General features: G+C 53.0%; 9 protein-coding genes, 1 rRNA gene and 1 pseudogene. 5 read left to right on the forward strand and 6 right to left on the reverse strand.

Annotated features, from left to right (window positions below):
- Positions 1-112: ribosomal RNA gene (gene rrf, locus H3H37_RS25145) — 5S ribosomal RNA — on the forward strand.
- Positions 113-245: 133 nt separating this feature from the next.
- Here the strand turns inward: rrf and H3H37_RS25150 are convergent.
- The 6 genes and pseudogenes from H3H37_RS25150 to H3H37_RS25175 all read right to left on the reverse strand — a co-directional run bounded on the left by H3H37_RS25150 (position 246) and on the right by H3H37_RS25175 (position 4676).
- Entirely contained in the window at positions 246-590 is a 345-nt protein-coding gene (locus H3H37_RS25150) for a DUF1840 domain-containing protein (RefSeq protein ID WP_182167702.1), read from the reverse strand.
- Between the two features lie 161 nt (positions 591-751).
- On the reverse strand, positions 752-1297 hold the full coding sequence (locus H3H37_RS25155) for a hypothetical protein (protein WP_182167704.1): 546 nt from the start codon (positions 1295-1297) through the stop codon (positions 752-754).
- Between the two features lie 40 nt (positions 1298-1337).
- Positions 1338-2006, reverse strand: a pseudogene (locus tag H3H37_RS25160) (ATP-binding protein); the annotation flags it as partial.
- A 266-nt stretch (positions 2007-2272) separates the two neighbouring features.
- On the reverse strand, positions 2273-2842 hold the full coding sequence (locus H3H37_RS25165) for a hypothetical protein (RefSeq protein WP_182167707.1): 570 nt from the start codon (positions 2840-2842) through the stop codon (positions 2273-2275).
- A gap of 3 nt (positions 2843-2845) precedes the next feature.
- Positions 2846-4090 carry a hypothetical protein gene (locus H3H37_RS25170; RefSeq protein WP_182167709.1) on the reverse strand — a complete coding sequence of 415 codons (1245 nt, stop codon included), beginning with the start codon at positions 4088-4090 and terminating at the stop codon, positions 2846-2848.
- Positions 4091-4166: 76 nt separating this feature from the next.
- The gene (locus tag H3H37_RS25175; protein ID WP_182167711.1) at positions 4167-4676 is read right to left on the reverse strand and encodes a hypothetical protein; all 510 of its coding nucleotides are present in this window, start codon (positions 4674-4676) and stop codon (positions 4167-4169) included.
- Positions 4677-4901: 225 nt separating this feature from the next.
- Here H3H37_RS25175 and H3H37_RS25180 point away from each other — a divergent pair, with 225 nt between their 5' ends.
- The 4 genes from H3H37_RS25180 to H3H37_RS25195 are packed head-to-tail and all read left to right on the forward strand — an operon-like array spanning position 4902 to position 10112.
- Positions 4902-5456 carry a TnsA endonuclease N-terminal domain-containing protein gene (locus H3H37_RS25180; protein ID WP_182167713.1) on the forward strand — a complete coding sequence of 185 codons (555 nt, stop codon included), beginning with the start codon at positions 4902-4904 and terminating at the stop codon, positions 5454-5456.
- Positions 5440-7350 carry a TnsB C-terminal domain-containing protein gene (locus tag H3H37_RS25185; protein WP_182167715.1) on the forward strand — a complete coding sequence of 637 codons (1911 nt, stop codon included), beginning with the start codon at positions 5440-5442 and terminating at the stop codon, positions 7348-7350. The genes H3H37_RS25180 and H3H37_RS25185 overlap by 17 nt, the downstream gene beginning before the upstream one ends.
- A 4-nt stretch (positions 7351-7354) precedes the next feature.
- The gene (locus H3H37_RS25190; RefSeq protein ID WP_182167716.1) at positions 7355-8248 is read left to right on the forward strand and encodes a TniB family NTP-binding protein; all 894 of its coding nucleotides are present in this window, start codon (positions 7355-7357) and stop codon (positions 8246-8248) included.
- A 16-nt stretch (positions 8249-8264) separates the two neighbouring features.
- Positions 8265-10112: a hypothetical protein gene (locus H3H37_RS25195; RefSeq protein WP_182167717.1), complete on the forward strand. Its 1848-nt coding sequence runs from the start codon at positions 8265-8267 to the stop codon at positions 10110-10112.
- Positions 10113-11939 lie beyond the last annotated feature (1827 nt).

Genomic DNA, 11939 nt, shown 5'->3' on the forward strand with positions numbered 1-11939 from the left:
TTGATGACCATAGCAAGTTGGTCCCACCCCTTCCCATCCCGAACAGGACCGTGAAACAACTCTGCGCCGATGATAGTGCTGCAACCAGTGTGAAAGTAGGTTATCGTCAAGCTAGTTATATGAAAAAACCCCGCTGACATGTGTTGGCGGGGTTTTTTTTCGTCCCTTTCCTCGCTGATGGCGGACGTAAAAAAAGCGCTTCATGACGAAGCGCTTTTTGTCCTGCCTGCCGATGTTGCCGGCAATCAGACTCCCCAGATGATGTCCTGACCTTCCTGCTTGGCACTGCGCAGCATTTCCAACAGGGGGAAGGCCCGTTGAGCAAAGCCGACACGCAAGTTCAGCTTGTTTTCGGGCAGATCCCCGTTATCTTCTTGCTCGGGCGTATGCACCTCATGCTCCGCATCCACTTCCGGATGCAGTTTGCTTAGCGCGACCTCATGTTCCAGGACAGATAATGCTTGGGCGGCCTCTGCCGCCGTAATCACCCCGCGGGTGGGATTTTTGTGTAACAGGTCGAGGATGCGCTGTGCATGTTCCTGATACATCATTACTTCTGGCAACGATTTGGATTTGAATGTGATCAGCATAGGCACTTTCCGAGTCTTGTTGTTTATAACGATAACATGACTTGTCCGTTCGCATACATCGACATCAACGTCCCGACAAACCACTCCCGGTCAGGCAAACATCCGGCGGCGAGGCGGATTTTGCAAGACTATTCATCATTGTTTCTCCCCGCGCTTAGTGATTAGTTTAGTTTAAAGGAGCTCATGAAGGTGTCAACAGTGTCGCGAACGACATGTTTTTCTGCGCCCATGATGATCACCTGGTAAATCCGGTTGTCCTTGGCGATGAAATGACCGATCAGCAACGTCGCCTCCCCATTGTGCGCTCCTTTTGCTTCCACTTCCACCATGGTTTGCTGTCCGGACAGGCTGCCCGTTCCCGACGAGGTCGCCGTGGTCTTGTCGGACACGATGGCCGCGCCGATATTGTTCACCAGCGCCGTCTTCATGGCGGCCAGCGCCGCTTGCGCCTTGGTCGCGTCGGCCAGCTTGGCGCTGCCCACGGCGAACGAGACACCGTCGACTTCGGCCGCCGTCATCGTCATGCTCACTTCCTGGCCATCCAGATTGATGGTGCGGGTCTGGCTGGCCGGTTTGCCGGGGAAGAGCACGGCATAGGGCGCATCGGCGCTGCGGAAGTCGCGCCAGTCATACTTGGGGCTGCAGGCGGCCAGTACACCGGCAGCGAGCAGCGTGGTCAGGAGGAGGGGAATGGAGATTTTTCGCATGTCCGATGGTAGCAGGGCGGATGGCGGCCAGGCAATCGTTTCAGAGCTGGCGTAACGCTTGCCGATACTGTATGGCTTCGCCAACGTGCTCGTTGCGGATGGCTTCGCTGCCTGCGAGATCCGCAATGGTCCGTGCCACGCGCAGCACGCGATGATACGCCCGTCCCGACCAGTGAAAATGCTTCATTGAAGTGCGTAGCCGCAGTTCGGAGGCGCGGTCGAGCTTGCAGAACTGGTCGATTTCGCGCGTCGCCAGTTGCTGATTGCTCTTGTTCTGGCGCCGCAATTGCCGCTGATAGGCCCGTTCCACCCGGACCAGGATGGCAGCTGAGGTCTCGCCGTCCACATTGGCCGCCAGCACTTCCGCCTCGATCGGCCCGACCTCGATTTGCATGTCTATACGATCCAGCAGGGGACCGGAGATACGGTTCTGGTAGCGGCTGATGGCATCCGGCGGGCAATGGCATGTGCCGGCCAGATGGCCGAGGTAGCCGCAAGGACAGGGATTCATGGCGGCGATCAGCTGAAAACGGGCCGGAAAGTCCGCCTGCCGCGCCGCGCGGGAAATGGTGATGCGGCCCGACTCCATCGGTTCGCGCAGCACTTCGAGCACGCGGCGGTCAAATTCCGGCAATTCGTCGAGAAACAGCACGCCATGATGGGCCAGCGAGATTTCACCGGGGCGGGGCACGCTGCCACCGCTGTAAAGATTTTAAATGAATGAGAAAACTAATCCGAAAAGAATCTCAAAAAACCGAATTGGTCGAGAAAGCCGCCTCAAGTGAGCGCGTTTTTCCCGCCGAAGAGTTCATTTATTCGAGAACTTTTGGTGAGTTACCAAAGAATTTTGTGTGGACTAACGTTCAGAAAAGGGGGGCCGCCTTAGCTCTCAGTTGGTAGGCGGCTCCTGCCGCTTTGGTGGCGTTGAAACTCTTGCAAAGCGGTGGCTCAACGGTTGAGCTATGAGTTGGGGCCTCATTCGCCACCGCATGAACCGGTACATACCTCGCACTCTTTGACATTCTGATACCTCGGGTCAAAGATGAACTTCCGAAACGGGTCCGCGAGCAAGCCACAGCGGATTTTTTCTTCGTAGGTCTTGAGCGATGCAATTGGTCGCTCAGAAGCTTCGAGAATATACCCATCCCAGTCTGAGTTACCTCGGGTGGTGAGATAGAGACTGTTCAGTACGAACAGTGTGTCATTGCTCCGCTTTTGAACTTGGGCACGCACCTCGTTTGGTTTAGTCGCGAAATCGATCTTCGAATACGTCTTTGCAGCTAGCTCGGTAACCAACGCAGCAATCTTGGCATTTCTTTCCGCTGACGAGTATTGCTGTTGAATTTGATTGGCTTGCTCTTGCTTCAAAGTGCCATCGCGAGAGAAGTAGAACGAAACCAAAAGGGCAAGGACAGAAACGAATAGCGAGGCGATCGCTATCCGATCTGAAGCATCTTTCCGAGGCGTGGACGATGTCGGTATGTTGCCACTACGCCGTCGAAATCGGATGGAGTAGCCAGTTGAGCGATAGCTATGTCGTTTCATGAATTACGTCGGTACGTGGAAAACGAGGACGGTCAATATTATTTCTCGATTCACATCCCCGCTGCTATGTAGCACATAGCGGAATCCGCTTTCATGTGGCCAGCTCACCAGACGCTTAAAGTTACCATGCGCTGTTGCGGTCGCGTTAATTCCGGTCAGAACGGTCGATGTGTCGGTGCCACGGTTGAATACAAGGATTGCAGTCTTACTATCGCGCCATGTGGAATAACCAAGGAGCTGGTCGATGGCCGCACCAAACGCCTTGGGCCCCTTCCAAAATTTACACTCGGCAATAAAGACGTTTCGGTCTCCTTCGCGCAGGAGGATGTCGGTTTTCCCCTCCATATTGAAGGTCTCACCGGTAGCTTTGCCTTCAAACTGCCCATTCAGTTGCACCAGGAAGTGCTGACGTAACGCCTCTTCATCCATCAATTTGAATGCCTCGGGGCTGCGCTCCATCACCAATGCCATATCCTGCATGATTTTGAGGGCGTGCTCGTATTGCTCCATTGCCCAGATAGGCTCGGGCTTGAATTGCGCGGTCGATGACGGTGGAAGGCTCGGCGCTGCTTTACGACGTACAGTGGGTACGGCGTAAGTCTTCGGCGCGTCGCCGCGTCGTCTGATCGGGATTCCAAGAGCTTCCGCTCGCTGCGATTGTGCGAGTAAGCGCGCTCGTCGTTGCTTGATCGCGTGCTCCGCCGCAGCGGGCAGCGCGGTGTTGTGCGCGTCTATCATTCCACGCTGCCAGCTCAGATGCTGCTCGATATCCGCTAACGCTTGATCTACGAGTGGGCGCACGTCGAGCGGCTGATCGACCGGCGACTCATAGCGCAGCACCAGCTCCGTCCTATCGATAACGGCGCGTGGTGGGTTCATGTTGAATGTGCTTGCGCGTGCGTAGAAAAGTTCTGATTCACCTTCGAAAGGAACCCGAACCTCGAATAGTTCGCCAGGAACCATCACCGGGCGACCTCTGTCCTCAATCCAGCGCATCCTGTCCCTGCTGACGTCTACCTGAACTTCTTGGTGGTCGGCGTACCATTGATCTCGTAGCAGTTTGATCGGGGTAATGCTGTGCCTCTCTACGAGGTAGCGTTTAAGATCCTCCGGGGAGGTATTGAGTAGTCTATTTGCATCCAACCTTTCAACTTCTTGCTGCATAGCCCCCATCGTATTGCCAACGATGAGACTGAGATCATAGGTAACGAACAGCAGTCCTTTGCTCTTGTCAATGCTTCCAAACATATCTTCGTCCTGGTTCCATTTTCCGATTACAAAGGGTAGTGGGCGACAAAACTCCGTTTGATTTTATTGCAATTGGTTATGGATTGTCGAATGTGAACTTCCCTGCCAGGCTTTTGGCTGTGTAGAAGAGTGACACCTTATCGCCGTTCACATCGAAGCCAGCAACGTGGACTCGTAGGAGTTCAGACCTAGAAAAATTGTGCACTTTGAATGTTTGGCTTCCGCCTCTTGGAAGTCGGGCGAAAGACCCTACCGCCTTGTCGTTAGCCTGCACCTCTGCTGTCAGGACGTCGCCACCAAGATTTTTCATAGTGAACGTATATTCATTTTGGCCGATGGTAGCTGAGTAACTTGTCTCGTGGAAGGTCAGCTTGGGCTTAGCCAAGTTGCTGTGAACGCGGGTTGCTCCGCCTTCTGCTGAAATGCTCCCAATGTTAATAGTGGAGCCATGGTTTCCCGAGACGTTGGTGACATTTGTGCTATCCGAGACTTGCAGTTGCGGTAGCTGAGGGCGCTTGAACAGGTCCTTAACCCAAGAGATCGCCCTGCCTACGTAAATCCCAATTTTTAGTTGTTCTAGGTTCATAGTTTTAGTTAATGCATTTAGCCGTGACGATCTACCGTATTGTTGTGGGTAAAATATGGAATTTTCCACCATGCAATTAATATACCCCAGTGCAGGACGGGGCGGCAACTTGCGTCTTCTATGTCAGTTAGAAAGATACCGATAGGTAACAGAGCGGTGACGGGGTTACATGCACGCAGCGGAGCCCGTTATGAGTCGTCGCTCGAGCGCGATTTCTTTGAACTAATGATGGCCGATCCGGACGTGGACAAGGTTGAAGAGCAGCCGGTTACGATTACCTACCTCACGGGAGACGGGAAGCAACGCCGTTACACACCTGATGCGCTCGTAACCTTTCGCCCTGATCGCTTCACTGGACGTGCTGCTGTGCCGCTGCTCTGCGAGATCAAATATCGCGACGAGTACAGGGCAAGGTTCCTGGAGTTGAAGGAGCGTCTACAGGCGGCGCGCCAGTATGCTCGTGAACGAGGCTGGCGTTTCCGCGTGATGACGGACAGGGAAATCCGCACAGCTCGGTTTGCGAATCTGCGCTTTCTCGGTGGCTTTAGGGACCGAACTCCAGAAGAAAGCCAGGCTCAGTCGGTGCTGGGTACGCTACGAGTGAGCGGCGAGGCTACGCCTGCAGCACTACTGGCCAGCTTGGCTCCAGATCCTTGGAAGCAGGCTGAACTGCTGCCCGCCATTTGGTGGCTAGTTGCCCATGGCCGAATACATACAGACTTGTCTCAACCTCTTTCCATGAGCTCGAAAATATCAGCACACGATGAATTCAACATTTAAGGTGAAGCCTGGAACCCTGGTCGCGTATAGCGGGGAACGATACATTGTCGTTGAGCTGCAAACATTGGATACGGCGCTGTGCCGACGCATATCCAGCAATGAAACCGTCGTTTTGGCGTGTGCTGACCTGCAGGCCGCTGATAGTCAGGAGCTGGGCTCAGCAGCTCAGCCGCAACGGCCGGAGTTGGCGACCATTCCTGATGATGTGTGGAAGTTGGCGTCGTCGCAAATGGAGGTAATCCGTCGCTTGCATGAGGTTGGGCGTTATAAGCGCACTCGCGAGCAGGTGCGTGAAGCAGCCGCGACACTCGGCAAGTCCCAGCAGACCATTTATCGCTGGCTGAAAGAGTTTGAGGCCGATGAGACGATCGCTATATTTCTTCCCAAAGAGCGTGCGGATAAGGGCGGCTCTCGACTTTCCGACGAAGTCGAACTCGTAGTTGAAGAGGCAATGAAGCGGCATCTTCTTAAGCGCGAGGCGAGTACGCTCAAATCTGTTCACGCGGACGTCGTCAAAGAGTGCGGGCAAAGGGGGCTGCAGCCACCGGGCCTCACCCTTATCCGACGACGCTACTTGGCCATTCCGGAGAAAGTGCGAGTGGCTAAGCGGCAGGGCTCCAAAGTAGCCAAGGAACGATTTACGCCTTTGCGTGGTTCCTTTCCCGGCGCTGATCACCCTCTCGATGTCATCCAAATTGACCATACGCCGGTGGACTTGATCATTGTTGACGAGGTCTATCGCAAGCCGATTGGGCGGCCTACGCTGACGATCGCAATTGACGTCTGCACGCGGGTCCTTATGGGCTTCAATCTTTGGCTGGAGGCCCCAGGAGCCGCGTCTGTGGGCCTTTGCTTATCGCACGCCATGCTGGCCAAGGAGGCGTGGCTTAGTGAGCGCGGTATCGATGCGACGTGGCCGTGTTACGGAAGGCCACGAAAGATCCACACCGACAATGCTAAGGAGTTCCGAGGAACTGTTCTTGAACGTGCGTGCCAGACATATGGAATCGATTTAGAGCAGCGGCCGCGTGGTGCCGCGAATTACGGCGGCCATGTCGAGCGTGGTTTCCGGACTTTTATGCGAAAGGCCCACACGCTTCCGGGGACGACTTTTTCGAACACACGAAGTAAGTATGATTACGATTCCTCAGGCAAGGCTATCATGACGCTGAAGGAGTTTGAGAAGTGGTTCGCAATCTATATCACCAAGGTCTACCACCACGACTTTCACACCGGCATTCAGAACACCCCGCTCGCCCGCTTCCAGGAAGGACTGCTGGGGACAGACGATAAGCCAGGGATCGGCCTTCCGGAACGTTTTGTTGATGAGGAACGCTTGAAGTTGGATTTCCTCCCCTTCATTGATCGAACGGTTCAGCAGTACGGCGTGCGCTGGGATCATGTGCACTACAACAGCGATATTTTGCGTAGCAGAATTTGCGAAAGAGATCCGAAAAATATCAACGAAGCACGGACGTTTATCTTCCGGCGCGACCCGAGGGACGTCAGTGTCATTTACTTTTGGGACCCGGATCTGAAGTCTTACCACGAGATTCCATATGCCTATCTGGGAAGGCCCCCAGCATCCCTCTGGGAAGTTCGGGCAGCGGTTAGGGAGCAGAATGCGCGCGGCAAAAATAACGTCGATGAAAATTCTATCTTTGAAGGAATCGCAGAAATGCGCGAGATCGAGGTCAACGCTGCGCGCGATACGAAGAGTGCCCGCCGTAACGAGGAACGTCGGCGCAGCGTCGATAAGAAAAAAAAGAATGCGAAGAAGGATGCCCCTGAGATGAAAACAAAACCCGTGGGGCCGGAAGCCAAGGCTATCTCAGAACCGATAGACCTCGACGAAGAGATCATCATGCCGTTCGATGACATTGATGTGGGGTGAGCGGATGGACGATTTAACTCACCTGCAGCCAACGGTAAGGAATTGGCTTGAGCTTACTGATGAAGAGCGCATCTTTGAAATGAAGAGAGACCTTTGGATTGGATATCCTCAAGCCATAAAAATACTCGGGCAAATGGAGGACTTACTAAAGCATCCTCGAATCAGCCGAATGCCGAATTTGCTTATCGTGGGGAAGACAAATAGCGGCAAGAGCCAAATCCTTGAGCGGTTTAAAAGCCTCCACCCGGCATCTGACAATCTCGGTGGCGAGGCCATCAGTGTGCCGGTGCTTTACGTTGAGGCCCCAACTATGCCTGATGAAAAGCGATTTTATATTGAAATCCTTGACGAGCTGTTCGCCAAGTATTCCTTCTCTGATTCGGCGGCAAAGTTGTTTGTAAACGTCAGAGAAAAGTTTGAGCGCGTTGGAGTTCGCATGCTGCTCATCGATGAGTTAAACAACCTCGTGACGGGTTCGATGGCCAAACAGCGGCACTTCTTGACGGTGCTGAAGTATCTAAGTAACCAGCTTCAGATTCCGCTGGTTTGTGCTGGTACTGAAGAAGCTGTTCGGGCATTGCAAACAGATCCGCAGCTATCTAACCGATTTGTCCCGGTGACTTTGCCGCGTTGGAGCATGGACGCTGACTATCGGCGCTTTCTAGCAAGTTGGGAAAAAATTCTACCGCTTCGCTTGCCATCTGGGCTTTCCGAAAAAGCGTTGGCACATGAAATTTTGTCCAAATCAGGAGGAACGACTGGTGAAGTCGTAACGCTGCTTAAGAAGGCTGCGAGCTACGCTATTGCCAGTAAGCGAGAGCGAATCGATATGCACGCGATTGAACATTGCGACTACATAGGACCAGGCGGCAGCAAGCCGCGTCTGATCGAAGTATAGTGTCGATAGCGGAGTCATGTTGGAGAACATTTCTAATTTTCAGGTCCGTGAACTTTCCGCCGATGACAATTGCTGGCGCGTGGATTGGTTTGGTGCCGTTTCCTACGCTGAGCGCTTCCGGCGTCAGAGTCAGCCGCTAATCGAAGTTCAGTTTTCTTTAGTCGCTGATGAAGAGTGTGACGAACTTAGCCTATTCGATTTTCAAGCTAGGGAAACGCCGATCACTAAGCACATCAGGTTTCCGGTCGGCTTGCTTCCTCTGTTTAAGGTAGGCGATTTTTGGCGCAGCGGTAGACGGGTTCGGAGCCCTGACTATGACATCGCGCACTTCGACAATGTCATTGTTGGGAGTGGGAGCACTTCGCTGATCAAGGCTGGTCTACCACACAACGAGGCGGGTGACTTCTACCTCCCACTTGGCGCGCACCCTTACCATATAAAGCATACCCAGTCGTATTGCGTTCACGTGGAGACTGAGGCGGGACACCTGATAATTCCGTCAGTTGAACTGCTGCGCTTTTACTTTGGTTCGTCCAGCACGCTGGTCGCCAGGCTCTTTGATGCCCCGTTAAAGTTGGAAACGCTTTGGATCGGTGTAGAAGAGGCTGACTCACGCGGTATGCCGAAAATTCACCTGGCACCGGGTTTGTCCGGGCGCTCAGCGTCGGACATCGGCCGAATTGCATTTTCCAAAGAGGCGCGGTCAGCTGCGGAAATTGTGGGGAATTCCTGCCTCGTAGCGACGGCCAATGGAGAGCGTGCGTACGTGAAGGCCGTGTTTCCGTTTTTCGGGAGCGCGGATCTCAAGGCTTCAGGAAAGTGGCTGCCGCTTGGCGACGATAGCCGTGGTGTTTTTTTGGTGTTTAAGCTCCTGTCGTGCTCACATCCGTTTCCATTCGCTAGTCTGCGTTATACGTCCGAGCTTACGAACCGAGCAAATGGCAAAGGGAAGACTAAGGAGAATCGTGCTACCAGAGCGTCTTCCCAGCGCTATTGGAAGCCGAGCATTTCTGAGAAAGCTATCGTGGACGCAGAGCCAGGGCGAGGGAGGCCCACATCACGGCTCGGTCTCTTTACTGAGGGAATAAAGTTCACAGATTTGGTGCGAAAGCCAGTCAGTAAAATTGAACCCGACCAGGCGCCAACAGTCTTGGTGGCAAAAGACGGCATATCGATTTTTACGGGCAGTGCGGTGGGCGAAAATGGCCCAGACGCGAGCATCAAACCTATGGATCTAGTCGAAGCGTCAGAGGTATCTTCAAGCTCTACCGTGCGCAAGTATGAAGACCATTTCATTGAAGTCTTTAGAAGTGTCCTGCAGCAGCTGCAAGGTTCAAGGATTTTTGCGTCTCTGAATATCGTACGGCTTAGCCCGCGTCAGAAATCTGGCGTTGTGTCCAGCATGCCTCAGATCGTCGATGAAAACGGCGAAATTGCGGAAGTCTGCCTCATGCCGATGTCAGGTGGTGACTCCAATGTCCAACAGACAAGGCGGCGACGAATAGCTATTGGATGCGCTGCCCGTGCGCTGGACAGAAGCTTCTTCTTCATTCCAGAACCTTTGTGCGAGATAGGGGAGATCGAATTGCATGTGATTGAGGATCGTCATCGAATGATTCAAGGAGCCTCAAGCTTGCTATCAGTGATCGCGCTTCTTTTTTCGGAAGTTGAGCGTCCGACTGAAGCGCGTCAACTAATCTCGTCGATGACTGCCTTCACGGTCAAAAGTACAATGATAGATGGCTCGGCAGAGCAAGTTGCCGAGGACTTGTTGCTCCGATGCGGCCATGTTTTTGGCATCGAAAATTGCAATGGTTTATCGCCGTCGGGACGAGATGAGGGATGCCCGGAATATCTGCGGTGATTAAATATCTCTCCGAGGACAGGTGTGTGGGCAGCTTCGGCCAGGTCACTTTTTCGCTTTTCCAATAAGGAAGTATTTTAGCTGGGAGGCGCTACCAGGCACATCCCTGGAGTAATCGAAAACGAAAGTTCCAGATGTTGGCTGCCCTTGCCCAGATGGCGGCGCATAGCAGGTTTTCGGGCTAGTGTATGTTATTAAGTCGCCAGGTTGAAGGTCTACTACCGGCCAGGTATATTTAAGGCCATTTTCAACGAAGATTGGGGCACTAACAAATCCCAAAACCAATTGGAGTTTGTCATCTGCGAGGACGGTGCAGTCGCTAACAGATGTGAAAGTTTTTGTGGGCCTTGCTGGTGCTCCCTGGGGCGGAACACCGGGGATTGGAGTTGGATGTGTCAAGTCATATTCTTTTGCGGCTGACGTTGCAGCATCTAAAAGGATCAAGACGGGATCTCCACCTGTTGCAAAAAACATTAAATAGCCCCGCCCAACTACCGCGTTGACAAATGCTTGGTCACCTGCATTCAATTGCGAAACCGCTACGGCACAACCTAAACAGCTCGCTTTAATGACCAAGCCGCCGACCCCTTGGGACAGTTTGCTAACGTTGCCATGTATGACTCCATCCACGGTAGTTAAGACATCCGGAAACGGATTCAATGCTGGGGGAATAGGATTACACTTTCCAGGGTCTGGTACACATGCGCATACCGGCCCTATGCACTGGTTTGTTTGACAGTCCGGGCATGCTAAAGCAATGTCAGATAAAAGAAAGAGGAGCGTGCACGCGACGAATCTCACCAATTTCGACATTTGGAAACTCCTTAGAGTTAGTGAGAGCAATGTTTTTTTAAGTGTAAGAGTGGCACCATGGACTCCTGCACGGCGAACGTGCCGAAACGCTTTTAAAGGCCAGCCTGCCGAGGCATTGTTTCGTACGATCTATCTAAGATAGCCCAACTATTTCCCAGGATTCTCACACTTTGTCACGATTGGGGCTCCACTCCTATTTCTGGGACCAAGATCAAGGATTGTGGGAGATGTGCCGATTTTGATGTGGGAATTCCTTTGCTCAGCGTTCGCGGTCATTCAGCATCTGTGATATCGAATTATTTGCAAGGCGCCTCTTAATGACTCTCCTTAACGCTTTCCTCTGTAGGGGAGACCAGTTCTGCTCAAGAAGGACTCTCATTGCTGCAAGTTCGCCCGTTGACGGGCCAACCGGTTTGAATCCGAGCTGACTTGCTTCTTTCTCAAACCAATACGGTGGATAAAATTCTCGCATGAGCTCGGAATATCGAATTTTCAGTTCTCCACATGTGCTTAAAAATCGACGCGGCCAATCCTGCAGATGCCAAGTGGCCACTTGAAGAAAGACATGTCGATCATGAACGTTAAAGTACTCGAACGGCTGATTGAATCGTTCGGAGGTCGGTTGTGAAGCCCCAAGCATCAAGGCAGCGTGCGTAAGCAGACGGCTAGTAGACCAACGTCCGCGCATTTTTTGGATAAGGTTTCGAACGACGGCGAAGTAGAGGTGGGAGTATTGAACGGACAGGTGTCCATCGATAAACCAACCTGAGTTCAGCGTTTCACGTTGGCGCTTCAATGCGGCCCATGCGCCTTGCTCAAAAATCGGGACGGGAGATGCCGGTGACAGTTTCAGGTCATAGCCGCAGCTGGTACAAAGCGACAGCGATATGGTAATCCCCCCATATTTGATGCGCTCTGAAAGTAGAGGCTAAGCGGCGAGGGCCAATTTCTGTTTTGGCGTAATTCCGCCCAAGGCCATGTTCGGCCGGTCGTGATTGTAGGTCCATAACCAAC

This window comes from Rugamonas brunnea, from assembly GCF_014042345.1.
In the GTDB taxonomy this organism is placed as follows: Bacteria; Pseudomonadota; Gammaproteobacteria; order Burkholderiales; family Burkholderiaceae_D; genus Rugamonas; species Rugamonas brunnea.